This window comes from Paraburkholderia unamae (genome assembly GCF_003096875.1).
GTDB lineage: Bacteria > Pseudomonadota > Gammaproteobacteria > Burkholderiales > Burkholderiaceae > Paraburkholderia > Paraburkholderia unamae.
Genome location: NZ_QEOB01000014.1, coordinates 67,238 through 91,085, shown reverse-complemented (window position 1 = coordinate 91,085; position 23,848 = coordinate 67,238). Strand labels below are relative to the sequence as shown.

General features: G+C 65.0%; 30 protein-coding genes, 1 tRNA gene and 1 riboswitch. Of the genes, 14 read left to right on the top strand and 17 right to left on the bottom strand.

What is annotated here, in order from left to right:
* Positions 1 to 33: 33 nt before the first annotated feature.
* Together C7402_RS27515 and C7402_RS27510 are read right to left on the bottom strand one after the other, a co-directional pair.
* Complete coding sequence (locus C7402_RS27515; protein WP_116612868.1) at positions 34 to 423, bottom strand: hypothetical protein; 390 nt, start codon at positions 421 to 423, stop codon at positions 34 to 36.
* Positions 424 to 704: 281 nt separating this feature from the next.
* Positions 705 to 1,646 (bottom strand): LysR family transcriptional regulator, encoded by a 942-nt coding sequence (locus tag C7402_RS27510; RefSeq protein ID WP_112173284.1) that lies wholly within the window; start codon positions 1,644 to 1,646, stop codon positions 705 to 707.
* Between the two features lie 99 nt (positions 1,647 to 1,745).
* On the opposite strand from C7402_RS27510, the gene C7402_RS27505 reads away from it, so the two are divergent.
* From C7402_RS27505 to C7402_RS27490, 4 genes are all read left to right on the top strand, one after another.
* Positions 1,746 to 2,315: a cytochrome b gene (locus C7402_RS27505; protein ID WP_116612867.1), complete on the top strand. Its 570-nt coding sequence runs from the start codon at positions 1,746 to 1,748 to the stop codon at positions 2,313 to 2,315.
* A gap of 72 nt (positions 2,316 to 2,387) precedes the next feature.
* A complete protein-coding gene (locus C7402_RS27500; protein WP_116612866.1) occupies positions 2,388 to 2,963 on the top strand; it encodes a YceI family protein in 576 nt (191 codons plus the stop codon).
* 54 nt (positions 2,964 to 3,017) lie between these two features.
* A complete protein-coding gene (locus tag C7402_RS27495; RefSeq protein WP_112173281.1) occupies positions 3,018 to 3,608 on the top strand; it encodes a YceI family protein in 591 nt (196 codons plus the stop codon).
* Positions 3,609 to 3,795: 187 nt separating this feature from the next.
* Positions 3,796 to 4,503: a hypothetical protein gene (locus tag C7402_RS27490; RefSeq protein WP_165842013.1), complete on the top strand. Its 708-nt coding sequence runs from the start codon at positions 3,796 to 3,798 to the stop codon at positions 4,501 to 4,503.
* Positions 4,504 to 4,534: 31 nt separating this feature from the next.
* On the opposite strand, the gene C7402_RS27485 is transcribed toward C7402_RS27490, so the two are convergent.
* The 10 genes from C7402_RS27485 to ydfG all read right to left on the bottom strand — a co-directional run bounded on the left by C7402_RS27485 (position 4,535) and on the right by ydfG (position 11,745).
* The gene (locus C7402_RS27485; protein WP_116612865.1) at positions 4,535 to 4,981 is read right to left on the bottom strand and encodes a BspC domain-containing protein; all 447 of its coding nucleotides are present in this window, start codon (positions 4,979 to 4,981) and stop codon (positions 4,535 to 4,537) included.
* Between the two features lie 150 nt (positions 4,982 to 5,131).
* A tRNA-Lys gene (locus C7402_RS27480) sits at positions 5,132 to 5,207 on the bottom strand.
* Positions 5,208 to 5,388: 181 nt separating this feature from the next.
* Positions 5,389 to 6,138, bottom strand: coding sequence for a tol-pal system protein YbgF (ybgF, locus tag C7402_RS27475; protein ID WP_112173277.1), 750 nt, complete (start codon positions 6,136 to 6,138; stop codon positions 5,389 to 5,391).
* Between the two features lie 23 nt (positions 6,139 to 6,161).
* Positions 6,162 to 6,668 carry a peptidoglycan-associated lipoprotein Pal gene (gene pal / locus C7402_RS27470; protein WP_112173276.1) on the bottom strand — a complete coding sequence of 169 codons (507 nt, stop codon included), beginning with the start codon at positions 6,666 to 6,668 and terminating at the stop codon, positions 6,162 to 6,164.
* An 18-nt stretch (positions 6,669 to 6,686) separates the two neighbouring features.
* Entirely contained in the window at positions 6,687 to 7,979 is a 1,293-nt protein-coding gene (tolB, locus tag C7402_RS27465; RefSeq protein WP_116612864.1) for a Tol-Pal system beta propeller repeat protein TolB, read from the bottom strand.
* A 134-nt stretch (positions 7,980 to 8,113) separates the two neighbouring features.
* A complete protein-coding gene (gene tolA / locus C7402_RS27460; RefSeq protein ID WP_116612863.1) occupies positions 8,114 to 9,124 on the bottom strand; it encodes a cell envelope integrity protein TolA in 1,011 nt (336 codons plus the stop codon).
* The gene (gene tolR, locus C7402_RS27455; protein ID WP_112173273.1) at positions 9,121 to 9,567 is read right to left on the bottom strand and encodes a protein TolR; all 447 of its coding nucleotides are present in this window, start codon (positions 9,565 to 9,567) and stop codon (positions 9,121 to 9,123) included. The genes tolA and tolR overlap by 4 nt, the downstream gene beginning before the upstream one ends.
* Before the next feature lie 27 nt (positions 9,568 to 9,594).
* Positions 9,595 to 10,272 carry a protein TolQ gene (gene tolQ, locus C7402_RS27450; protein WP_112173272.1) on the bottom strand — a complete coding sequence of 226 codons (678 nt, stop codon included), beginning with the start codon at positions 10,270 to 10,272 and terminating at the stop codon, positions 9,595 to 9,597.
* 154 nt (positions 10,273 to 10,426) lie between these two features.
* Positions 10,427 to 10,921: a tol-pal system-associated acyl-CoA thioesterase gene (gene ybgC / locus C7402_RS27445; protein WP_116612862.1), complete on the bottom strand. Its 495-nt coding sequence runs from the start codon at positions 10,919 to 10,921 to the stop codon at positions 10,427 to 10,429.
* Positions 10,922 to 10,998: 77 nt separating this feature from the next.
* Entirely contained in the window at positions 10,999 to 11,745 is a 747-nt protein-coding gene (ydfG, locus tag C7402_RS27440; RefSeq protein WP_116612942.1) for a bifunctional NADP-dependent 3-hydroxy acid dehydrogenase/3-hydroxypropionate dehydrogenase YdfG, read from the bottom strand.
* A gap of 281 nt (positions 11,746 to 12,026) precedes the next feature.
* Positions 12,027 to 12,152, top strand: a riboswitch (ZMP/ZTP riboswitch).
* A 175-nt stretch (positions 12,153 to 12,327) separates the two neighbouring features.
* Between ydfG and glyA the strand changes: the two genes are divergently transcribed.
* The 7 genes from glyA to C7402_RS27405 all read left to right on the top strand — a co-directional run bounded on the left by glyA (position 12,328) and on the right by C7402_RS27405 (position 16,972).
* Positions 12,328 to 13,575 (top strand): serine hydroxymethyltransferase, encoded by a 1,248-nt coding sequence (gene glyA, locus C7402_RS27435; protein WP_116612861.1) that lies wholly within the window; start codon positions 12,328 to 12,330, stop codon positions 13,573 to 13,575.
* A 6-nt stretch (positions 13,576 to 13,581) separates the two neighbouring features.
* Complete coding sequence (gene nrdR, locus C7402_RS27430) at positions 13,582 to 14,073, top strand: transcriptional regulator NrdR (protein WP_112173269.1); 492 nt, start codon at positions 13,582 to 13,584, stop codon at positions 14,071 to 14,073.
* 158 nt (positions 14,074 to 14,231) lie between these two features.
* Complete coding sequence (locus C7402_RS27425) at positions 14,232 to 14,768, top strand: GspH/FimT family pseudopilin (protein ID WP_116612860.1); 537 nt, start codon at positions 14,232 to 14,234, stop codon at positions 14,766 to 14,768.
* Positions 14,765 to 15,193, top strand: a complete 429-nt coding sequence (locus C7402_RS27420; protein ID WP_133254563.1) for a type IV pilus modification PilV family protein — start codon at positions 14,765 to 14,767, stop codon at positions 15,191 to 15,193. The genes C7402_RS27425 and C7402_RS27420 overlap by 4 nt, the downstream gene beginning before the upstream one ends.
* Positions 15,190 to 15,987 (top strand): PilW family protein, encoded by a 798-nt coding sequence (locus tag C7402_RS27415; RefSeq protein ID WP_116612858.1) that lies wholly within the window; start codon positions 15,190 to 15,192, stop codon positions 15,985 to 15,987. Before C7402_RS27420 ends, C7402_RS27415 begins: the two co-directional genes overlap by 4 nt.
* Complete coding sequence (locus tag C7402_RS27410; RefSeq protein WP_208949008.1) at positions 15,984 to 16,520, top strand: pilus assembly PilX family protein; 537 nt, start codon at positions 15,984 to 15,986, stop codon at positions 16,518 to 16,520. The genes C7402_RS27415 and C7402_RS27410 overlap by 4 nt, the downstream gene beginning before the upstream one ends.
* Before the next feature lie 20 nt (positions 16,521 to 16,540).
* Entirely contained in the window at positions 16,541 to 16,972 is a 432-nt protein-coding gene (locus tag C7402_RS27405; RefSeq protein ID WP_372460397.1) for a type IV pilin protein, read from the top strand.
* A 33-nt stretch (positions 16,973 to 17,005) separates the two neighbouring features.
* On the opposite strand, the gene C7402_RS27400 is transcribed toward C7402_RS27405, so the two are convergent.
* From C7402_RS27400 to C7402_RS27390, 3 genes are all read right to left on the bottom strand, one after another.
* Entirely contained in the window at positions 17,006 to 17,482 is a 477-nt protein-coding gene (locus C7402_RS27400; protein WP_116612855.1) for a DUF3318 domain-containing protein, read from the bottom strand.
* Between the two features lie 120 nt (positions 17,483 to 17,602).
* Entirely contained in the window at positions 17,603 to 17,989 is a 387-nt protein-coding gene (locus tag C7402_RS27395; RefSeq protein ID WP_112173262.1) for a phage holin family protein, read from the bottom strand.
* 204 nt (positions 17,990 to 18,193) lie between these two features.
* Positions 18,194 to 18,496, bottom strand: coding sequence for an ElaB/YgaM/YqjD family protein (locus tag C7402_RS27390; RefSeq protein WP_007584918.1), 303 nt, complete (start codon positions 18,494 to 18,496; stop codon positions 18,194 to 18,196).
* Positions 18,497 to 18,869: 373 nt separating this feature from the next.
* On the opposite strand from C7402_RS27390, the gene C7402_RS27385 reads away from it, so the two are divergent.
* Positions 18,870 to 19,508, top strand: coding sequence for a peroxiredoxin (locus tag C7402_RS27385; protein WP_112173261.1), 639 nt, complete (start codon positions 18,870 to 18,872; stop codon positions 19,506 to 19,508).
* 89 nt (positions 19,509 to 19,597) lie between these two features.
* Here the strand turns inward: C7402_RS27385 and C7402_RS27380 are convergent, their stop codons facing one another.
* Entirely contained in the window at positions 19,598 to 20,788 is a 1,191-nt protein-coding gene (locus C7402_RS27380; protein WP_116612854.1) for an acyl-CoA dehydrogenase, read from the bottom strand.
* A gap of 115 nt (positions 20,789 to 20,903) precedes the next feature.
* On the opposite strand from C7402_RS27380, the gene C7402_RS27375 reads away from it, so the two are divergent.
* Positions 20,904 to 21,719 carry an IclR family transcriptional regulator gene (locus C7402_RS27375; RefSeq protein ID WP_112173259.1) on the top strand — a complete coding sequence of 272 codons (816 nt, stop codon included), beginning with the start codon at positions 20,904 to 20,906 and terminating at the stop codon, positions 21,717 to 21,719.
* 73 nt (positions 21,720 to 21,792) lie between these two features.
* On the opposite strand, the gene argF is transcribed toward C7402_RS27375, so the two are convergent.
* Positions 21,793 to 22,722 (bottom strand): ornithine carbamoyltransferase, encoded by a 930-nt coding sequence (gene argF / locus C7402_RS27370; RefSeq protein ID WP_112173416.1) that lies wholly within the window; start codon positions 22,720 to 22,722, stop codon positions 21,793 to 21,795.
* A 634-nt stretch (positions 22,723 to 23,356) separates the two neighbouring features.
* On the opposite strand from argF, the gene C7402_RS27365 reads away from it, so the two are divergent.
* Positions 23,357 to 23,704 carry a DUF3579 domain-containing protein gene (locus C7402_RS27365; RefSeq protein WP_112173258.1) on the top strand — a complete coding sequence of 116 codons (348 nt, stop codon included), beginning with the start codon at positions 23,357 to 23,359 and terminating at the stop codon, positions 23,702 to 23,704.
* The last annotated feature ends 144 nt before the right edge of the window (positions 23,705 to 23,848 follow it).

Genomic DNA, 23,848 nt, shown 5'->3' with positions numbered 1-23,848 from the left:
GGCGGGCCGGATGTGGGCGTTTGACCGCCTGGCTCACATCGGCAACGTCGATTTGCTGTATGGCGACGTTTCGATTTCGAGCGCACCCTCCGGCGCCGTGCGTGTGCTGCGGGCCTTGCGCGATTCCACCCGGCGCGCGCGACGCGCCGCGAGCAGGGCGAGCAACGCGGCGAGCGCATAAGCCAGCGCGCGCTCCGGCCAGGTCTCGCTCGGGTTGTGCGCTTTCCACGCGCCGCCCGCGTCGGCGAACACGAGGAAGGTGATCGCCGTATCGAACACGAGCGCAATCGCCATCAAGACGACGAAGACACGCGTGCCGTGCAGCGTGAGATCGGGGCGCGTGCAGTGAATGAGCCAGCAGCCCACCCGCACGGCGACGAGCAAGGCGAGATTCCAGAGCAGAAAGCAGATGAAGTTGACCATGAGGCGTGATGACCGACCGAGCGAAACCTGGCTCGCGTGCGGGCGCCGGGCCGGGCGGGATGCTCGGGCCCGCTCCCAGGCGAGTGGTGGCGCGATCCTCGCATGGCGATGCATCTCGATAAATCCGGCCGCGTGCGGGGGCGCTGCGCGCAGGCGGCCTGGGTTGCCGTGTACGCCACGCGGGGCGCGGCTCGCGCGGGTTTGTGAAGCATTGTCAGGCGCGCGTTCGGTTGCGTTTGTACAACTCCGTTCATGCAAGCGCCTGTGCGCGCCCGCCGCTTTCAACGCGCGTCGGGCAAGGGCGATTGCGGCGGCGTGCCTTGCAACAGGTAATGGCTGAGCCACTCGCTGGCGGGGCCGCGCGCCGCATTGGTGCGATGGATCAGCGAGATGTTGTAGCTCACCGAGCGCCGGTCCGCGAGCGCGACGCGCACGAGCCTACCGGCTTCGAGATCGGCTTCCACGAGGTGCCTGGGCATCGACCCCCAGCCGAGTCCCGCGAGCAGCAGCCGGTGCTTGGCGCCCAGGTCGCCGAGCTTCCACGCGCGATTGCTGTACACGCCGAAGTTCTGGCCTTCGGTGAGGCGGCTGCGATCGGTCAGCACGAGTTGCGTGTGCTCGCGCGCATCGGAAATGCGCACCGGCTGCTCCGCCTTGGCGAGCGGATGGCAAGGCGCCGCGACCATGACGAGTTCGACGGTGCCGATGGACTGCGCCTCGATCACATGCGGCCAGTTGTGGTTCGGCCCGCTGATGCCCAGTGCGCAGTCGCCGTCGAGCACGAGCTTGAGCACGCCGCCGAGCGCCTCCATGGTGAGATTCAGCGCGACGGTGGGAAACGTGAATGCGAACGCCTGCAACGCCTCGACGAGCCGCTGCGACGGAAACATCACGTCCACAGCCAGGGACACCTCGCCCTCGAGCCCGCGCTGCAAGCCGGCCGCCTTGGCGTTAAGCTGACCCATGAGCAGATCGAGGCGGCGCGCATCGGCTAGGATCGCGCGGCCCGCGGCCGTGAGTTCCGGCTTGCGCTTGCCACGCTCGAACAGCGCCACGCCCAGCAGCGCCTCGAGATTGGCGATCGTATAGCTGACCACCGACTGCGCGCGGTCGAGCTGGCGCGCCGCCGCCGAGAAGCTGCCTGTTTCGGCGACGGCGATGAGCGCGCGCAGCTGTTCGAGGCTGGGGGAGCGGTCCGAGGCGCGATCCGAAGTGTGGCCCATCGTCGACCTATCGAGAAAGTGGATGATAACCATCCATTTTAGACGATTGTTTGTATAGGTTTGGCCGGGTAAAGTGCACACCTCGAATATTGGAGTCGTATGCCGATGAACCCTACCGTCAAGCCCGCCGGTCGCTATAACGGCTTTGCCATGCTGCTGCACTGGCTGATCGCCGCGCTCATCGTCTGGGGCTTTGCGCTCGGCTGGGTCATGACCGACATTCCCGGCATCACGCCCACCAAGCTGCGCTACTTCTCGTGGCACAAGTGGATCGGCGTGACCGTGCTCGCGCTCGTGCTCGTGCGCATTGTCTGGCGCGCCACGCACACGGCGCCGGCGCTGCCCGGCTCCATGCATGGCTGGGAGCGGCTCGCCGCGCACGTGGGCCACGCAGCCCTCTATGTGCTGATGGTCGCGATTCCGGTCACGGGCTACCTGTACAGCTCGGCGGCGGGCATCCAGGTGGTGTACCTCGGCATCTGGCCGATGCCCGTGCTGATCGCCCCCGACACCGCGCTCAAGGGCGTGCTGCGCTTCGTGCATATCGCGCTCAACTACACCTTGCTCACCGTGGTCGTGCTGCACGTGCTCGCGGTCATCAAGCATCAGTTGATCGACCGGCAGAACATCCTCGCGCGCATGCTGCCGTTCGGCACGCCGCGCGACTGACTTGCCCGGCGCGTGTCGCGCCGGACCCATTTCACCGACTTCCCGACGCACTCCAACGTGGACCGAACGCCCATGATTCAACGCCTTGCCCATTCCGTTTCCGTCGTCGCGCTCGGCGCGGCGCTCGCCGCAGGCGCGGCTTTCGCCACCAGCGCGAATGCCGCCGCCGAGGCCGCGAAGAACTCGGTCACCGCCGTGTTCAAGCAGATGAACGTGCCTGTCGAAGGGCGCTTCAACCACTTTTCCGCCGACGTGCACTTCGATCCGGCCAACGTCGCGGCGTCGAGCGCGAAGCTCGACGTCGAGGTGGCGAGCTTCGACATCGGCGCGCCGGAATACAACAAGGAAGTCGCGGGCGACGAGTGGTTCGACGCCGCGCACTTCCCGCACGCGACTTTCGTTTCCACGCAGATCAAGCCGGGCGCGAACGGCGCGTTCACAGTGGCCGGCAAGCTCACGATCAAGGGCAAGACGACCGACGTCGTGGTGCCGGTGCAATTCCACAAGGACGGCGCGAACCAGGTGTTCGACGGCACGCTGCCCATCAAGCGCCTCGCATACGGCATTGGCGCGGGCGAGTGGAAGGACACCTCTGTCGTGGCCGACGACGTGCAGATCAAATTTCACATCGTGTCCGCCGCGCACTGACGCGCACCGGCCACGCATTTTTCACGCAGTTTCTCTCGCATCAGGAATCGCTTCATGAAGACGACGATTTTCGCCGCCGCCGCGGCCGCCGCACTGGCCGCCGCCATCGCCACGCCCGCGTTCGCGGCCACGACGACCTACAACCTGGACCCAATGCACACGTATCCGAGCTTCGAAGCCGACCACTTCGGCGGCGTCTCGGTGTGGCGCGGCAAGTTCACGAAGAGCTCGGGCACGGTCACGCTGGACCGCGCGGCGAAGACGGGCACGGTGGACGTGACGATCGACGCAGCGTCGATCGATACCGGCAATTCGCAGCTCGACAAGCACGTGAGCTCGGCTGAATTCCTCGACACCGCCAAGTACCCGACGGCCACCTACAAGGGCACGTCGATCCGCTTCGACGGCGACAAGCCCGTGGAAGTGATCGGCACGTTCACGCTGCACGGCGTGACGAAGCCGCTGAACCTGAAGATCGATTCGTTCAAGTGCTTCCAGAACCCGATGCTCAAGCGCGAAGTGTGCGGCGCCGACGCATCGGCGCAGTTCGACCGCGCCGACTACGGCGTGAACTGGGGCCAGTCGTACGGCTTCAAGACGGCCACCACCTTGCAGATCCAGGTGGAAGGCGTCAAGGCCGACTGATTTCGCGTGCGGCGAACGCCGCACCAGACTTCATGCGAAGCCCGTGCGCCGAATGGCGCGCGGGCTTTTTTGCTACATTGGCCCGCAACGCATTGCGGCGATGTCGCGAGAGGATGAAGGAATGATGAAGTCAGGGCGACGGGCAGGGGCGCGCGCGGCGTTGTGGATTGCAGGCGCATGCGGTTTGATGGGAGTGGCGGGCGCATTCGTTGCGCCCGCATCGGCTGTCGAACCCGGCGAATATTTCTACGTCGAAGGCGGCCACGCGCATGGCACGCTCGTCGTAAAGGGAAACCGGTTCACGCTCGATACGATCGGCGGCAACTGTCACACGTGCTCGCTCTCCGGCACGCTCAAAGGCAATGCAGGGGTGTCGAGCGATGGCGGCGAGACCTGCCACATCTCGATTTCAGGCGGCCACGGCACCTTGCGGCTCGATTCCGGCGGCGCTGACGCATGCCGCACCGCTTGCGGCGCGCGCGCGATGTTCGACGGCGAGTACCGGAAGCCGGGCGCCGCCTGCACCGACCACTCGCGCGCGGCGCGTCTCACGCAGGCGCGCGCGCAATATGCGAAGAAGGACTACGCGGCGGCCGAAACGGGGTTCACGCAACTGATCGGCGAGTGTTCGATGGACATGGACTGGATCGAAGCCGATCGCGTGCGCAGCGACCTCGCGCTCACGCAATATCATCTGGGCGAGAACGCGAAGTGCCTCGCCACACTCGCGCAGACGACGGCGCTGCGCAATCACGACGACAGCGACAAGGACAGCGACGCATCGTTCGGCTTGCCGCCTTGCGACGAAGAGAACTACCAGCCGACCGGCAAAGCAATCTTGCACAACGCGGCGTTGTGCAAGGCGCCCGCCGCCGCGCGCGGCATGGCGAACTGAGCGCGCCGGCGCACGCCGGATGCGCGCGGTCTCAGTGGATGGGCGAAGCGGTATGCGTGCTGCGCGGCGAGAGCGCGACGTCGACGACGTGCGAATGCCAGATGCCGCAGGTCGCCTTGACGGGTACCCAGGCGTACTTGCCGCGCACCTTGGCGAAGGCGTGCAGATGGATCAGCGTGTCGATGGGCGTGACCTGCGTGACGGCGGCGCTCGCGGGCGGCACGGGCGTGGCGCTCGGGGGCACGGGGCTCTCGATATTGGCGGTGAGCGCGCGGCGGTCGGGCACGAGCAGCGAATCGTAGCGCTGGGCCTTGTGCACCCACTCGTCGAGCGCGGCGACGCAATTGACGACGGCGTCCGGCACGCGAATGCGGCGCAGGTATTCGTAGTCCTCGGGTTGAGGTTGGGTTTGCGCCTGAACGCGCAGACTGAGCCAGAAAAGCGCGAGCAGAGCGCAGGCAATAGTCGTGAACTTCATGGTGACGGGCCTGTGCAGCGGGAGAGGGGACGGCGGGGAAGGGGCAAGTATACATGCTGGACGCATGCTCGCGTGCCGCCGCTTTCATGGCGCGCGGCGCCTGGAAAGCAAAAAGCCCAGTCCGAAGACTGGGCTTTTTGTTTGATGCTTTGGTAGGCCGTACGGGATTCGAACCTGTGACCAACGGATTAAAAGTCCGCTGCTCTACCAGCTGAGCTAACGACCCAAAAGAGAAGCGGGATTATAGCGAGACATGGCTGAAGTGTCAACCATACCCGTCACAAAGCCGATTGAAAAAGCCCGGGCCACGTCGTGCCCCGGGCCTTCCTTACACGCGAGAGGCGCATGTCGCGGCAGCGGCAACCTGCAAGCCTGCTCCGCGTGACGCCAAAACCAGCCAGCAGCGCTTATTTGAGCTGGGAGAGCTTGCTCTGCGCCGTCTGGGCAACGTCCGAGCTGCCGTACTGCGAAACGATCTGCTCGAGCGTGCGCTTGGCCGCAGCCTTTTGCCCTTGCTCGATCTGATTGTTCGCAATCGCCAGCAGCGCCTCGGGGGCGCGCGGATGTTGCGGGTACTTGCTGACCAGGTTCTGCCACGTCGCGGTCGACCCCTTGTAGTCCTTCAGCGCGTAAAGCGCGTTGCCGAGCCAATACTGCGCGGTCGGCTGATAAGGACTCTGCGGGAACTTCGAGATGAAACTACGGAACGACGTGGCCGCGTTCTTGAAGTCGCCGTTGCGGAACTGCTGCGAAGCGGCGTTGAACGTTTCCATTTCACCCGGCTGAACCGTGCCTTGCACGCCGTCCACGGTCTCCTGCTGCGGTTCGAACTTCTTGAGCCGCGTGTCGAGATCCGTGTAGTAGTCCTTCTGTTGCTTTTGCAGGGTCGCCAACTGGTTCGCCATGTCCTCGTCCTGTCCGCGCAACGTGGCGACCTGCTGGTTGAGCTGGTCGATGTGGTTGGACTGGTCGAGGATCGTGCGCTGGGCGGCGGACAACTGGGTCGCCAGGCTGTCCGTTTTCGCGCGCAGGTCGAGGATCGCCTGGCGCGCCTGATCGTCATCGAAGAGACCCGCGTGGGCCGGCAGCGCCGAAAAGGCGACGCCGGCCACGCAGGCGGCTGCGGCAGTCCGCAGCAGGGAGAAACGGTGCGACATACGCCCCTTCATCCAATACTCAATTACTGTTGATACACGAGGTCAGCACGGCGGTTTTGCGCCCACGATGCTTCGTCGTGGCCCGTTGCGACCGGCTTTTCCTTACCGAGGCTGACAGCTTCCATCTGCGAGTCGGGCACGCCCATCAGCGAGAGGGCGCGACGGACGGCTTCAGCACGCTTCTGGCCCAGTGCCAGGTTGTATTCGCTCGTGCCGCGCTCGTCGGTGTTGCCCTGGATCAGGACGTGACGTTCCGGGTGCGTCTTGAGGTATTGCGCGTGCGCTTGCAGCAGCGACTGGTAGTCGTCCTTGACGGCGTAGCTGTCGAAATCGAAGTACACGCTGCGCTTGGCGAGCGGGCTGTTCGGGTTGTTCAGTTCGTCGACGTTCACCTGGGCAACCGCGTTCGGGTTCGGTTGGGTGCTCATCGCGCCGGCGTTCTGGTTTTCTTCCTTGACGCCCGACTTGCATGCTGCCAGTGCGCCGATCATCAAGACGGCCAAAGCCAGGCGGATTTTCTTCGACATCATTTTTGCTCTCCTGAAGTGTTATTGCATAAAAGGACCCCAGGACGGCTCGCGTACGACGCCGCCCTGAACGGACAGGATTTGCCGAGTACGACCATCGGTCGATACAGCAGCCAGCACGCCACGGCCGTTCACCTGAGTGGCGTAAAGAATGTACTGACCGTTCGCCGCGAAGCTCGGCGATTCGTCATGTGTCGTGTCAGTGAGCGCTGTGGCGACACCGGATTGCAGATCTTGAATGTACAACTTAAATCCGCCGCCCGTGCGTGAGATGTACGCCAGTTGCTTGCCGTCCGGGCTGACCCGCGGGCTCGTATTGTAGTTACCGGAGAAGGTCACGCGTTGTGCTGCTCCGGTGCTTTCGCCCTGGGCCGGCATCTTGTAGATCTGTGGCTGGCCGCCGCGGTCGCTCGTGAAGTAAATCGTGCGTCCGTCAGGAGAGTAGGTGGGTTCGGTATCGATCGTCGTGCCTTGCGTGAGGCGGCGCAGGCCGGAGCCGTCGGCATTGACGGCGAAGATCTGCGTGTTGCCCGTGCGCGACAGTGCGACGGCAAGCGTGCGTCCATCCGGTGACCAGGCGGGCGCCGAATTGTTGCCCTTCTGGTCGGAGATGACCACACGGCGACCCGTAGGCAGGTCATGCACGTAGACGATCGGCTTTTTCTTTTCGAAAGATACGTAAGCGACCTTGGTGCCGTCAGGCGACCAGGCCGGCGAGATGATCGGCTCGGGGCTCGAGAGCGCAATGTGCGCGTCTTGTCCGTCGGAGTCCGAAATCTGCAATTGATAACGGCCGCCCGTGCGAATCACGTACGACAGACGTGTGGCGAACACACCCCGATCGCCGAGCAGTTTCTGATAGATGTAGTCCGCGACCTTGTGGGCGCTCATGCGCAAGCCGCTCGCGGGGCTCGTGAGCACGAGGCCGCCGAGGCTTTCGCCCTTCACGGTGTCGTAGAGCTTGAAGCGCACTTCGTACTGGCCGTTGGCGAGCTTGTTCACGCTGCCCGCGACGAACGCATTCGCGCCCTTGGCCTTCCAGCTGCCGAGGTCGACCGAGTCGTTTTCCGAGATCGGCGCGCTGCCCGCGTCGATGTTCGTGAATTTGCCGCTGCGCTGAAGGTCGGAGCGCACGATAGCCGCGACCTGTTGGGGAGAATTCGCTTCGCCGGCGAAGTTTGCCGTGGCGATGGGGAACTGGGTGGAGCCCACGCCGGTGACGAGGACGTTGAGTTGTGCGTTCGCTGCGCCGCCAGCCGTAATCAGGCAGGACGCGACGAGGGTTCGCAGGCCAAGCTTCGTCATCAAACTCATGCTGTACTGTTTCCTGAAAAAGCGATTTTTGTGACACCACGCAACAGCAGACTGACCCGAATTCGTTCGAATCGTTCCTTGGTCTGCCGCCGCGTGCCGGCTTTCGTCAACCTTTCTGCATCTTATGGCAGCCCTTAGCCTGCCGGGCGCAAGGTGATCTTGAAGCTCGAAGGCGTCTTGCCGTCAGTATCGACCGGCATCGGATCCGAGCGCTGGACCGCGCGCAATGCAGCATCGTCCCACGACGCGTTGCCGCTGCTGCGCGTGATCGACGCCGAAAGCAGCGTGCCCGTCGGCGAGCAACGCACCGAAATCTCCGTTTCGAGACCGGACGTTTCGCCCGCCCACACGATGTTCGGACGCACACGCCGGCGCACCTTGTCCGCATAACCCGGCGAAGTCGCATTGCCGCCCGAGCCGCTGCCCGTGCCGCTCTTCGCCAGACCGTTGCCGCTCGAACCTTCACCGCCGCCCATCGAGCCTTGCATCTGCGCGATGCGGGCGCGGCGTTCCGCGTCGAGCTTCTTCGCCTGGGCGTCGGCCTGGGCCTTCGCCTTGGCCGCCTTTTCGGCGTCGGCTTTCTTCTGCGCGTCGAGCTTCGCCTGCTTCTGCTGATCTTCTTGCTGCTGCTTCTTGAGCGCTTCTTGCTGCTGTTCCTGCTGCTTCTGCTTTTCAGCCGCGGCCTGTTGTTGCTCCTGCTGCTGCTGTTGCTTGAGCTTCTGCGCCTTTTGCTGCGCGGCCAGTTGCGCGGCCTGCTGGGCCGCGAGCTGCTGCTGGCGCTTCGCCTCCGCTTCCTGCTGCTGCTTCAGGCGCTGCTGCTCGGCCAGTTGCGCCTCGCGTGCCGCTTCCTGCTGCTTACGCTTTTGCTGTTGCAGCGCGATGTCGGCGTCCTCGGCTTGCGGCGGCGGCGGGGCAGGGGTCGGGGCCACCGGCGCGGGCGGCGGCAACGGCTTCGGCGTCGACAGGTCCGGCACCTCGGTCCAGAGTTCCGCTTCTTCGCCCGCCGGCGTGCTGTTCTGCCAATGGATGCCGTGATACAGGAACAGACCGAGCAGCAGGTGCATGAGCACCGCGAGCGCGACAGCACGTCCCGTGCCACGCTCGCGTGGAGGTTGCAGCGGATACGAATCGTTCTTGCGGATCATTGCGATTTGACGAGCAGTCCGACACGTTTGACGCCATGCGCCTTCAGGTCGGACATCACGTTCATCACCGTCTCGTACTTGACGGACTTGTCGGCCGCGATCACGACGGGCTGGTCGGGATGGCTTTGCTCGCGATCGGCGACGAAGCCGTTGAGATCGGCGCGCGTCATGTTTTCCTGCTGCGTGGCGCCGGAATCGTCCTTATAGCGTACGCTCAGATTGCCGTCGGGGCGAATATTGACCACGACCGGTGGAACCTGCTGCTGTTGCGAAGCCCCGCCCACGGTGGGCAGGTTGACAATGGACGGCGCGACGAGCGGCGCCGTCACCATGAAGATCACGAGCAACACCAGCATCACGTCGATATACGGCACGACGTTGATATCGGCCATCGCGCGGCGCGAGCGGCTGCCTCGCATGCTCGAACGGACTGAGCCTCCCATCTTCGACTCCTTGCTGACTGCTGAAGATTAGTGGGCCTGACGTTGCAGGATGTTCGAAAATTCTTCGATGAAGGTTTCGAAGCGAATCGCGAGACGGTCGATGTCGTGGGCGTAGCTGTTGTACGCGACCACCGCCGGAATGGCGGCGAACAGACCGATCGCGGTCGCCGTCAGCGCTTCGGCAATGCCGGGCGCGACGTTCGCGAGCGTGGCCTGCTGCACGTTCGCGAGGCCGCGGAACGCGTTCATGATCCCCCAGACCGTGCCGAAGAGACCGATGTACGGGCTCACCGAGCCGACCGAGGCGAGAAACGAGAGGTTCGCCTCAAGTGCGTCCATTTCGCGCTGGAAAGCCGCGCGCATGGCGCGGCGCGCGCCGTCGAGCACGGCGCCCGGATCGTTCAGGCGTTTTTCTTTCGCCTTCAGGAATTCGCGCATGCCCGATTCAAAGATACGCTCGAGCGCACCGATCGTGTGACGGTTGTTCGCCGCGCTCTGATAGAGCGCTTGCAGGTCGCCGCCCGACCAGAAGTCGCGCTCGAAGCGCTCGGTCTGGGTGCGCGCCCGGCGGATCGCGAACCACTTGCGGAAGATGAAGGTCCAGGAAATCAGCGACATGAGCAGAAGAAGCCCCATCACCGCCTGTGCCAGTATGCTCGCATTAAGAACGAGAGAAATGATCGACAGATCTTGTGTAGTGTTCATATAGGTTCGTTGTGACGTCCCGGAAGGGGCGAGCGGCTGCAAGACAACGCGAGGCTTCCTGTAGGCGTTTGGGAAGCTTTCGCGCCGCCGCGGCCGAACCCTGCTTGGTCCTGCATTGACCGGCGCGAGTTCACTGGCGTCGTATCAACGGTAATTACTGCACTGCCGTTGACACGGCGTGCAGGTCTTTCTGCGGTCCACGTTGCAAGGCTGCATGAACGTGGGCTGGAATGGGGGCGGGACGCATGGCCCGGCCGTCGACGCAGGCAACGCGGATGGCGCCCGTGACGAGCAGCGTGCCGTCGCGCCACGCCTCCTGCATGAAGTCGACCGAGGCACGGCCGAGTTTTTCGACGCGGCTCACGGTCGTGACGACTTCGTCGAGACGCGCGGGCGCGCGGTAGTCGAGCGCGGTGCTGCGCACGACAAAAAGCACGCCCGTTTCCTCGGCGAGCCGACGCTGGTCGACGCCGCACGCGCGCAGCCATTCGGTGCGCGCTCGCTCGAAAAACTTGAGGTAATTCGCGTAAAACACGATGCCGCCGGCGTCGGTGTCTTCGTAGTAGACCCGCACTGGCCACGTGAAATCGCGGCCGGCCGGGGATGACTCCTCGTCCGGCTTGCTGGTGCAATTTTCCATGCCGCGCATTCTACCGGAACGCGCAGCTTCTACGTCTTTCGCGTCTTTCGTACGACTGACATAAGTAAGAAAAACGTAAGCAGATTTTAGCCGCGATGGATGCTCAGTCCGGCGAAAGACTGGGCGACGGGCATCAGCTCGATCGTGTTGATATTGACGTGGGCCGGGCGCGTGGCGATCCAGTAGATCGAGTCGGCGATATCCTCTGCCGTGAGCGGCTGCACGTCCTTGTAGACGTTGGCCGCCTTGTCTTCGTCGCCGCGAAAGCGCACGTTCGAGAATTCGGTGCCGCCGCACAGGCCCGGCTCGATGTCGGTCACGCGCAGCGCGGTGCCCGCGAGGTCGGCGCGCAGGTTCAGGCTGAACTGGCGCACGAAGGCCTTGGTCGCGCCATAGACGTTGCCGCCCGCATACGGCCAGCGGCCCGCCACCGACCCGAGATTGAAGATGTGGCCGCGGTTGCGCGCGATCATGCCGGGCAGGAACGCGTGGGTAACCTGCACCAGACCCGTGCAGTTGGTGTCGATCATGGTCTCCCACTCGTCGAGGTCGGCCTTCTGCGCCGGCTCCACGCCGAGCGCGAGCCCGGCGTTGTTGACGAGCACGTCGACGCCTGCGAACTCGGGCGGCAGCGCGCCGGGCGCGGCTTCGACCGCCGCGCGGTCGCGCACGTCGAGTTCGATGGGCAGGAGGGCGTCGCCGAGTTCGGCGGCGAGAGCGTCGAGGCGGTCCTTGCGACGCGCGGTGGCGACGACGCGATGCCCGCCCTTTACGAAGGCGCGGGCGATGGCGGCGCCGAAGCCGGCGGACGCGCCGGTGACGAAAACGATCATGGTGGCTCCCTGGTCGGTGGTAGGCGAAGAAAGGGGAAAGCCTACTTCCAATGCCGCGTTGCGGCAAGGAAGGGACAGAACGCGCGCGGTGCGCATGGCGGCCGGCGGCGCTTTGGCGACCGGGCCGTAGTTCGTGCAGCAGTTCACGCCGCCGTTGACGCCGCCGTTGACGCCATCGTTCACCGCGCAGTTGGTACCGTCGTTCGCGCCGCAACCCGCGCCCGTCAAGGCGTTGCGCGGGCGGTTGCCTATTCCCTGCCGTTCCAATACACTAACGCGCTCAATCCCTGCGTGACTGGCGATAGGGTTCCGAAGTGGCGGCTGCAAGCCGGCTATTGGGGACTCAAGGTGGAACGACCCACCGTGAAGCGCAGGGTGCCGTTTTGCCGTTCGCCTGGGCAGCCGATTTTCGCGCGCTTTCATTAGCGCTGCTGGGCCTTGATGGGCCATGGCTGTCCTGCCTCGCGTGTGCGGCGCCTCCTTCCGCCACGTCAAGGCTGGCCTCTTTGCCAGCAGCGCCGCGTACCCGCTACGCGTTCCGCGCGAGACCCGGTCAACCTGAACACACTTAACGGAATCCGTATGTTTGACAGAGCCGAAAGCACCATCGCCAACGTCGATCCCGAACTCTTCAAGGCGATCGAACTCGAAAACCGCCGCCAGGAAGAGCACATCGAGCTCATCGCGTCGGAAAACTACACCTCGCCCGCGGTCATGGCCGCTCAGGGCTCGCAGCTCACCAACAAGTACGCCGAAGGCTACCCCGGTAAGCGCTATTACGGCGGCTGCGAATACGTGGATATCGTCGAGCAGCTCGCGATCGACCGCGTGAAGCAACTGTTCGGCGCCGAAGCCGCGAACGTTCAGCCGAACTCGGGCTCGCAGGCCAACCAGGGCGTGTTCTTCGCCGTGCTCAAGCCGGGCGACACGATCATGGGCATGAGCCTCGCCGAAGGCGGTCACCTCACGCACGGCATGGCGCTCAACATGAGCGGCAAGTGGTTCAACGTGGTGAGCTACGGCCTCGACGCCAACGAAGACATCGACTACGAAGCGCTCGAAAAGCGCGCGCACGAAACCAAGCCGAAGCTGATCATCGCCGGTGCGTCGGCATTCGCGCTGCGTATCGATTTCGAGCGCATCTCCAAGGTTGCCAAGGCCGTTGGCGCGTACTTCATGGTCGACATGGCGCACTACGCAGGCCTGATCGCCGCGGGCGTCTACCCGAACCCGGTGCCGCACGCCGACTTCGTCACCACGACCACGCACAAGAGCCTGCGCGGCCCGCGCGGCGGCGTGATCCTGATGAAGGCCGAATTCGAGAAGCAGATCAACTCGGCGATCTTCCCGGGCATCCAGGGCGGTCCGCTCATGCACGTGATCGCGGGCAAGGCCGTGGCGTTCAAGGAAGCGCTCGCGCCGGAATTCAAGACCTATCAGCAGCACGTGGTCGAAAACGCGCGCGTGCTGGCCGAAACCCTGGTCAAGCGCGGTCTGCGCATCGTCTCGGGCCGCACGGAAAGCCACGTGATGCTGGTCGACCTGCGTGCGAAGAACATCACCGGCAAGGCAGCGGAAGCCGTGCTCGGCTCCGCGCACATCACGGTGAACAAGAACGCGATTCCGAACGACCCGGAAAAGCCGTTCGTGACGAGCGGTATCCGTCTGGGTTCGCCGGCGATGACGACGCGCGGCTTCGGCGTGAAGGAAGCCGAGCAGGTGGGCAACCTGATTGCCGACGTGCTCGACAATCCGGAAGACGCAGCGACGATCGAGCGCGTGAAGGCGCAGGTCGCCGAGCTGACGAAGCGCTTCCCGGTTTACCGCTAAGCCAGTATGCGCTGCCCCTTTTGCCGGCACGAAGACACGCAGGTCGTCGACTCGCGCGTGTCCGAAGACGGCGCCGCGATCCGGCGCCGGCGCCGCTGCCCGGCCTGCGACAAGCGTTTCACGACGTACGAGCGGGTCGAGCTGGCGATGCCGGCCATCGTCAAAAAGGACGGCAGCCGCACGGAGTTCGACCGCCGCAAGATCATGGCGAGCATGCAACTGGCGCTGCGCAAGCGGCCCGTTGCGGCCGACGCGATCGACGCGGCGGTTGCCCGCATCGAGTATCAACTGCTCGGTAGCGGCGAGCGCGAAGTGCGCAGCGAGCGCCTTGGCGAGCTCGTGATGGGCGAATTGCGCGAACTCGACAAGGTCGCGTTCGTACGTTTTGCTTCGGTGTACCGACGCTTCGAAGACGTTTCCGAATTCGAGGACGTGATCGAGGAATTCCGCCGCACCGGCGCCGCCGCCACCCCAGCTGTTCCCGCGAAAAAGCGCTGAGCGCGTTCGCATAGCTTTTCCTCCTGTTCCCTGCCGCTGTCGTGATGCTTGCATTCTCGCGAGTCGGCGTCGCGCGCACCAGCTAGCCGTTCGGCTAATTGTTTCGTTTCGCATTCGTCCGTAGATTGATGGCAATCCATTCAGATTAAGGATTGCTGATGAAATACGGAGGATTCACGCTCATCGAAACGATGGTCGTCATCGTCTTGCTGGCGATCGGCGCGACCCTGTCCACCCCCGTTTTTACCGCCTGGCGCGTGCGCGACCAGGTCGATGCGCGCGCCAATGCGATGCTCGGCACGCTCGCCTATGCGCGCAACGAAGCGATCCGGCGCAAGGCGCGCATCACCGTTTGCCGTGTCGACGCGGCGCGCAACTGTCTTGCGGCGGCGAAGGCGTGCCCGTCGGGTCTTGCCGACTGGTCGTGCGGCTGGGCCGTCATGTTCGAGCGAGGCGGCGCCTACGTGCCGCTGCGCGTGCAGCCGGCGCTCGACGCGATTGCGGTGGCGTCCGGGCTCACCGCCATTACGTTTACGCCGCCGGCGGGGCAGACCATTGGCAGTCTGCGCAATATCGAGGTCGCGCCGCGCGCCGCTTCGGCGGCACAGCGCGGCGCGCGATGGCGGCGCTGCATACGCATCGCGGCGGGCGGCCGGGCGCGGATCAGCGACGGTGCGTGCGCGGGGGCGTCATGAGGTGGGCGGGCATTGCTGGCGAGCGCGGATCGACGCTGCTCGAAGTCGCCATCGCGCTTGGCATCATGGCGATGAGCGGTCTTGGCTTGATGAGCACGCAACTCGGTTTGGCTCGCCATGCGCAGTTGGCAGCGGCGCGCGAGCGCGCCGTTTTCGCCGCCGCCGCGCTTGCCGAAGCCGCACGCGCGACGGCGGTGACGGGCGCGGCCACGGATCGATGGAAGGCGCTGTCGACATCCATCGTGCCAGAAGGGCGCCTCGCCACATCGAGCAGCGCAGGCGAAGTGTCGATCGCGAGCGCCACCTGGCTTGCCACGCAGTTCACAGCGGCCTCGGGTGCGGCTGAGGCTGCGCGGGCGCAGCCGTGTCTTGACGTCGCGGTCCCGGCGGGACGCGACTGCGTAGCGCTGGCGTTCCTGCGATGAAACCGAAGCTCACCCTGGCGCGTCGAGGCGCTGGCCACACGCTTCTCGAACTGACGATTGCCGTGGCGCTCGGCCTCGTGGTGACGCTTGGCGCGCTGGCGGCCTACCGGTCGCAGCGTCAGGCGTTCGCGTATGCGAGCGATGCCGCGCGCATTCACGAGGCAGGCATGAACGCGTTGCTGCTGATGGGCGAGCAGATCCAGATGGCCGGGTTCGTCGCCGCCGATACGCGCGTGCCGCTTGCCGGCCCGGCGATCTTCGGCTGTATGGCTGGGCGGCCGGTGGGCGCGGACGCCGCGCTTGCCTGCGAATCGCTATCGGGCCGCTCGGACGGGCTCGCGCTGCGCTACCAGGGCGACGGCGTATCGACGTGGCCCGCCGCGAACGGCCAGGTCACGGACTGCCTCGGTCAGGCGGCGGGTGCGGCCGGTAGCGAGATCGTGAATCGCTATCACGCCAAGGCGAGCGCATCGACCGGCGAGCCCGAACTCTACTGCGAAGGCTCGGGCAAGGTTGGCACGGCGCAGCCGCTCGTCGAGGGCGTGGAGCGCTTGCGGTTGCGTTACTGGACGGCGGGTGCGGCGCAGCCGGTCGATGCGTCGGTGCTTGCGCGCGATCAGTGGGCCTCGGTCGTCGCCGTCGATCTGTGCGTGCTGGTGCGCGGCGGCGCTTTTCCCCGGCGCACGCACTATGTCGATTGCGAGGGCGCGCAGGGGCTCGGCGCGGACGGGCGGGCGCGGCAGGCGTTCTGGCGGCACATCGTGCTGCGCAATGCGGCGCTGGCGGCGTCATGACGTTGGCCCGTATGAATCTGCGCTTCAGTCGGCCCGCACGACGCGGCATGGCGTTGCCGGTCGTGCTGCTCATCGTCTCGATGATGCTGGTGAGTTCGGCGGCCTCGTTCGAGGCGGCCCTGCTCGAGGCACGCAACGCCGACGCCGTCGTCGATCATCTGCGCGCCTTTCATGCCGCCGAAGCCGTGCTCGTACTCTGCGCGCGTGAGTTGGCGAATGGCTCGATGAGCGCACCCGTCGCCGCGACGCAATCCGGCGAGCCGCAAGCCTGGCGGCGGCAAGACACCTTCGAGCGCCAGGCGCTCACGCCTGTTGCCGCGTGGCCGGGATCGGCCCGGCCGCCGCAGTGCCTGGCCGAGGCGTGGCGTATCGACAGCCGTCCGCTGGTGCGTGCGTATCTCGTCACCGCGCGCGGCTTCGGCGCGTCCGAACAGGCGCAAAGCTGGCTACAGGCGCAGTTGATCTTCGACGACACAGGCGACGCAAGGCACATCGAGCGCCATTGGCGGCAGGTCGTTGCGCGGCCGTTTTGAAGCGGGGAGCAGGAGGCATGGTGAAAAACTACCGGCACCGCGCGTTCACGCTGCTCGAGCTGGTCATTGCGCTCGCTGTGGCGGCCGTGGTTGCGGCCTTCGCGTTGCCGTCGTGGCACGCGCAGATCGCACGCGGGCACCGCGTCGACGCCGTGGCGGCGCTTTACCGCGCGGCGCAGTTCGTCGACACGCAGAGCGCTTCGACCGGAACGCTGCCAGCAGGATTCGATCAGTCGCCGTCAACGGGGGCACCGGCTTACCGCCTGCGTCTCATACCGGCCGACGACTCCAACGGGGGTTACGCGATCGCGGCCGAGCCCGTGGAATCCGGACCGATGCGCGACGACGCTTGCGGCGCGTACGTGCTCGACGCCACAGGCGTGCGCCGCAATCAGGGCGTGGGCGGCAGCGCAGCCGAGGCGGTTGTGCAGACGTGCTGGAAGGATCGGTGAGCGGCGCGCGGGGGCAGACGAGCCGCGAGCGGATCAGCCGGTGAGATCGTCTTCGTCGGATGAATTGCGGGAAGCGCGGCCAGGCGCCGCGCCGCGCTGGCGTCGCACCTGCTGCCACACGCGGTACGCCTCCCATGCCGTGAAGGCGAGTCCGCCCCACTTGATGACGGGGCGCGCGGCGCTAACGAGGCTCGTGCGCAGCGGCTTGGCAACGATGAGCGAGACGAGCGAACTGAGCAGCGGATATTGCTTGAGCAGATTGCCGAGACCGGCGCCCACGCCGCCGCCGCTGGACCCAGAGCGGCTGAAGCCGGGCACCACGAAGCGCAGCCAACTGAAATTGGTGACCGCCGAGCGGAGTTCGACGATCGATTCGGACATTTCGGCGCGCTCGACAGCGGCGCGCACGAGCAGCAGTTCCTTGCGCAACGCGCGCAGTTGCGGCGTAGAAAGGTCGTGCGAGCGAATGCGGTTGGGGCGAAAGGAGGTGTCCGGTCGGGGTTGGCTCATGGCGTCGGCTCGCGGCTATCAGGTCGAAGGCGGGATCACAGGCGGATCGAAGGGCGCTGTGCGGGCGGGCGGTGCGTTCCGGGGCATCAAGCTTCCGGCGGGCATCGCAAGCCCGGCCGGCTAGGGTTTGCGCAGGATTTCGCGGTCTTTTTCGAATTCCTCGAGCGTCGCCTGGAAGACGAGCGGCGCATTGCGCAGACCGGCGCGCGCTTTCATGGCGCAGACGATCGCTGCGATCGCGTAGACGGCCGTAATGCAGGCAAGCGCTTGCCAGCGCCACGTGTCCCAGAACGCGATGGCAACGAGCGCGGTGAGCGCGACGAGCGCGAGCAAGGCGAGCATCATCGCCGCGAGGCCGAGGAACAGCACGGCGATCAACCGGTCCTTCTCTTCGGCGAGTTCGATGCCTATCAGCTCGAGACGCGTTTGAAGCATCGCGAACGCCGAGCTGAGCAGGCGGCGCAAGGGTCCGTGTTCGTGGCGCTGCGATTGGGTGTCTGTCGTCATGGCGAGGGCAGGTTGCGCAGGCGAGTGCGCGAGCAAGGCGCGAGAAAAAACGGCCGGCGGCGTCGCCCGGCGAGACCGGTGGGCGAAGCGGCGCTCAGCGTAGGCGAGAAGCCATCCGGGCGTTAGCGGCCCCGAGACGGCTTCTCGTGCGTATGGCGCGCGCGGTTCAGCGACCGCGCGCCGTACGGCGGCGCTGGCGGGCGCTTACTTGCGGTTGATCAGCAGACCGACCAGCACGCCCACGCCGGCAGCGATGCCGATCGACGCCCACGGATGCTCGTGCACGTAGTCGTCGGTGGCGCGCGCCGCTTTCTTGCCTTTCTCGACCACGACCACCTGGACGTCGGCGGCTTTCTCTTTTGCCTGTTTCAGACGCGAGAGTGCCGTTTCGCGCAACTCCGACGCGCGCTCGCCCGTAGCGCTCGCTGCCTGCTTGAGCAGGTCCTCTGCATCCGCGAGGACGGTTTTGATATCGGACATCAGCCTCTCCTTGTTGACTTCTGACATTGACTGGCTCCCATCGTGTCACATCACGCGTGAATCGTAACAAAGATACGGGCGCTGGCAAGCGTGACGCGCAGTCACGAGCCGAATTCGCACGATCCGTTCCTGCGAAGGCGCACGGGAAAGTGTCTGGATTAAGCGCGCAAAGACATGCGCGCGATGAGACGTATTGAGTTGATCCGGCACCCAAAGTTTCCACATGATGGCTCAAAATGACAAAAACGCATACCGGTGTGAGGCGATGTTCGTTAGCGGGGCACGAGCGCGACCTGTATGCTTGAGTATGTAAACGTCCACTGGATCATCGGGCCGTGCGCCCGGATTCGTTCAGAGCGCGTTCAAAACGCGTTCACACCTCGTACAAAGGAAGCCCACCATGAGTCTACGTCTTGGCGATATCGCACCCGACTTCGATCAGGATTCGAGCATTGGCCGTATCAAGTTTCATGAATGGCTTGGCAACAGCTGGGGCGTGCTGTTCTCGCACCCGGCCGACTTCACGCCGGTCTGCACGACCGAGCTTGGCCTGACCGCGAAGCTCAAGGACGAATTCGAGAAGCGCAATGTGAAGACGATCGCGCTCTCCGTGGATAACGCCGAATCGCACAACGAGTGGATCAAGGACATCAACGAGACGCAGGCGGCGAATGTCGGCTTCCCGATTCTGGCCGACGGCGACCGCAAGGTCTCCACGCTGTACGACATGATTCACCCGAACGCGAACGAGACGCTCACCGTGCGCTCGCTGTTCGTGATCGACCCGAACAAGAAGGTGCGTCTCATCATCACGTACCCGGCGAGCACGGGCCGCAACTTCGACGAAGTGCTGCGCGTGATCGACTCGCTGCAACTCACCGACCACTACCAGGTCGCCACGCCCGGCAACTGGAAGCAGGGCGATGACGTCGTGATCGTGCCGTCGCTGAAGGACGAAGAGGTCATCAAGCAGAAGTTCCCGAAGGGCTACAAGGCGCTGCGTCCGTATCTGCGCATGACGCCGCAGCCGAACAAGTAAGCTGCACGGCTGAAGCCGAAAAAAAACGCCGCACGAAACGAATCGTGCGGCGTTTTTTCATGCGCGGGCGGCGCGAGGCAGGGGGGCGATCAGAAGAACGCCTGAATGCCCGTTTGCGCGCGGCCCAGGATCAGCGCGTGAATGTCGTGCGTGCCTTCGTACGTGTTCACCACTTCGAGGTTCACGAGGTGGCGCGCCACGCCGAACTCGTCGGAGATGCCGTTGCCGCCCAGCATGTCGCGCGCGAGACGCGCGATGTCGAGCGACTTGCCGCACGAGTTGCGCTTCATGATCGAGGTGATCTCGACGGCGGCCGTGCCTTCGTCCTTCATGCGGCCCAGACGCAGGCAGCCTTGCAGGCCGAGCGTGATTTCCGTCTGCATGTCGGCGAGCTTTTTCTGGATCAGCTGGTTGGCGGCGAGCGGGCGGCCGAACTGCTTGCGGTCGAGCACGTACTGACGCGCCGTGTGCCAGCAGGATTCCGCGGCGCCGAGCGCGCCCCAGGCGATGCCGTAGCGTGCCGAGTTCAGGCAGGTGAACGGACCGCGCAGGCCCTTCACGCCCGGCATGATGTTCTCTTCCGGCACGAACACCTCGTCGAGCACGATCTCGCCGGTGATCGAGGCGCGCAGGCCCACCTTGCCGTGGATGGCCGGGGCCGAGAGACCCTTCCAGCCCTTCTCCAGGATGAAGCCGCGGATGTCGTCCTTGCCGTCTTCCTCGAGCTTCGCCCAGACGACGAACACGTCGGCGATCGGCGAGTTCGTGATCCACATCTTCGCGCCCGAGAGCGAGTAGCCGCCGTTCACCTTCTTCGCGCGCGTGACCATGCTGCCCGGGTCCGAGCCGTGGTTCGGCTCCGTGAGGCCGAAGCAGCCGATCCATTCACCGCTCGCGAGCTTCGGCAGGTACTTCTGCTTTTGCGCTTCCGAGCCGAATTCGTAGATCGGCACCATCACGAGCGACGACTGCACCGACATCATCGAGCGATAGCCCGAGTCGATACGCTCGACTTCGCGTGCGATCAGACCATAGGCGACGTAGTTGAGGCCGGGGCCGCCGTATTGCTCGGGAATCGTCGGGCCGAGCAGACCGACTTCGCCCATTTCGCGGAAGATCGACGCGTCCGTTTTCTCGTGGCGGAACGCTTCCAGCACGCGCGGCGCAAGCTTGTCTTGCGAGTAGGCGGCGGCGGCGTCGCGCACCATGCGCTCGTCCTCGGTGAGCTGCTGGTCGAGCAACAGCGGATCTTCCCAATGGAACTGGGCGTTTGCGGCCATGGTGTCTCTCCTTGCTTTCCTGAATCCTTGAATTGGGCGAATTTGCGCTTGACGTTAGTTCCGCTATGCGGAACAATGTTTTGCAAATTGACTTTAGTGTAGCACTAGCGCACCCATGTCTGCATCCGGATCGACGACAACTTCATCGTTTTCTTCCTCGCTGGCCGAGGGTCCGATCGACGAGCGCAAGTTCGTCGTGGCGCTGGCTCGCGGGCTCGACCTGCTGCGGGCGTTCCGGCCCGGCGAGACGCTGCTCGGCAACCGCGACTTCGTCGAGCGCACGGGCTTGCCCAAGGCGACGGTGAACCGGCTCGCCTACACGCTCACCGTGCTCGGCTACCTGCGTTTCGACGAATCGCTCGGCAAATATGCGCTCGACGCGGGCGTGCTGTCACTGGGCTTCGCGCTGCTCTCGGGTACCGACACGCTCGAACTCGCGCGCCCGCACATGCGCGAGTTCGCGCGCGAGGTGGGGGCAGCGGTGTCGCTCGGGTGCCGCGACGGCCTCGACGTGATTTATCTGGAGACGATCCGCAGCGAGACGGCGCTCACGCTCGGTCTCGCTTCGGGTTCGCGCCTCTCGATGCTGACGAGTTCGATGGGGCGTGCCTACCTGGCCGTGCAGCCCATCGACGTGCGCCTCGCGCTGTTCGCCGAACTGGAGAAGGCGGCGGGCGCGCAAGGTCCGGCGCTGGTCGAAGCCGCGAAGCGCGAGATCGAAGTGTTCGGCAAGGAAGGGTGCTGCTACTCGTTTCGCGACTGGCACGAAGACGTCAACGCCGTGGCGGTGCCGTTTCGCGAGCCGCGCGAACGGCGCTGGCTCGTGCTCAGTTGCAGCGGGCCGGCTTCGTCGATGGGGCCCGAGGTGTTCCGCGAGCGCGTCGCGCCGCTTTTGAAGGCTCTCGCGCGGCGTCTTGGCGAAACGGTCTGACGACTGTCGCGAGCGCGGACGAAAAAAAGCCGACCCGAGGGTCGGCTTTTTTGCAAGGCGGTGCGCGCTGGCCTTAGTGGTTCAGGCGGCCGAGCAGCAGGAACTCCATGAGCGCCTTCTGCACGTGCAGGCGGTTTTCCGCCTCGTCCCACACCACGCTCTGCGGGCCGTCGATCACTTCGGCGCTCACTTCCTCGCCGCGGTGCGCGGGCAGGCAGTGCATGAAGAGCGCGTCGGCGTTGGCGCGGGCCATCATCGGCGCGTCCACGCACCAGTCGGCGAAGGCCTGCTTGCGCGCTTCGTTTTCGGCTTCGAAGCCCATGCTGGTCCAGACGTCCGTGGTGACGAGGTCAGCGCCGTCGCAGGCGTCGTGCGGGTCCGCGAACACTTCGTAGAACGGCTGGCTTTCCGGCGCGACCAGCGCGGGGTCGAGCGGGTAGCCCGGCGGCGTGGAGATGCGCAGCTTGAAGCCGAGGATATGCGCGGCTTCGATCCACGTGTAGAGCATGTTGTTGGCGTCGCCAACCCACGCGACGGTCTTGCCGCGAATCGGCCCGCGATGCTCGTAGTACGTGAAGATGTCGGCCAGCACCTGGCAAGGGTGATATTCGTTCGTGAGGCCGTTGATGACCGGCACGCGCGAGCTCTCGGCAAAACGCTCGAGGATGTCCTGGCCGAACGTGCGGATCATGATGATGTCGACCATGCGCGAGATCACCTGCGCCGAATCCTCGATCGGTTCGCCGCGGCCGAGCTGCGTGTCGCGCGTGTTCATGAACACGGCGTGGCCGCCCAGCTGGAAGATGCCGGCTTCGAACGAGAGGCGCGTGCGCGTGGAGCTCTTCTCGAAGATCATCGCCAGCGTGCGGTCGTGCAGCGGGTGATAGGTCTCGTAGTTCTTGAACTTGCGCTTCAGGATGCGCGCGCGCTCCAGCACATATTCATATTCGTCAAGGGAGAAATCCTTGAACTGAAGGTAATGGCGTATGGTCCGGGAGGTCATGAAACGAAAAACGGCGCCCGATCCGGCCTCGAACTGCATGCTGGGGCCGGCGACGCCGCTGCGGTTGGTGGTAAGTCAAAGCAGCATAAAGGATTTTGCGCAGTTTGACGAGTTGCCCGAAAGTTTGGCGAGGCACGGCGGCGCGCGCCGCATGCCGGTTCGAGGGGCGTCGGCGCGGCCCGACTTTAGCCTTTCAGATGCCTTGTGTGCGCTGCGTCATAACGGCCGGTACGCTATAATCTCAGGGATTTCTTAGGCACGACAAACGGGTCCTGGACGTATGCGGCGGCAAGGTGGCAACGCCTCGCAGCAACGGCAGAAAAGCCCGCGGGAGCGGCCTGTGCGCTGAGCGGCAGCGCGTCCGGAATCGACCTGCCCATCCCTTTGCGGCGATTGTTCTGCATCGATCGTTTGGTATCGATTGCTTTGCCAAAGGCAGCGGCGGCGATTTTCGAGACTGTGCGGCCGGGCGGGGTGCGCGGGCAGCCGTTCCCCATCCATCGGACTGTCCATGCGCATGGCGGCGGGCGAACCCCCGCGGCCGGCATCCCGCGGCAAAAGCGCGGGCGCAGCGCTCGTGCCGCCGTTACATGCTGCAAACGCACCCAGCAGCTATACACACAGGTACTCCTGCATGGCCGACGACGCTCCAACCGAATACTTCATTCAAGGCATCACCAGCTCGGGGAAGAAGTTTCGACCGAGTGACTGGTCGGAGCGTCTCGCGGGCGTGATGTCGAGCTTCGGCCCGAAAGCGTCGGCCAATGCTCGCGGCCCGAACGCCTACCTGCGCTATTCGCTCTATGTGCGTCCCACGATGATCGGCGACCTCAAGGTCGTGGTGCTGGACTCGCGCCTGAAGGACATCGAGCCGATGGCCTTCAACTTCGTGCTGAACTTCGCCAAGGACAACGATCTCGTCGTGACCGAGGCGTGCGAGCTGCCCGAGGACCACGCAACGCAGCGCGGCGGCTCTCGCTGAGCCTCGCGGCGCGAACGACCCGCTTCGGCGGGTTTTTTTACGTCCGCTTTCTTCCGTTGCCCGTTGTCCGTTTCGTTCGCGCTGGTCTGCGCTGGTCTGCGTCGGTCCGGAGGCGGGCGGTGCGAAACGTCGAGGCAACAAAAA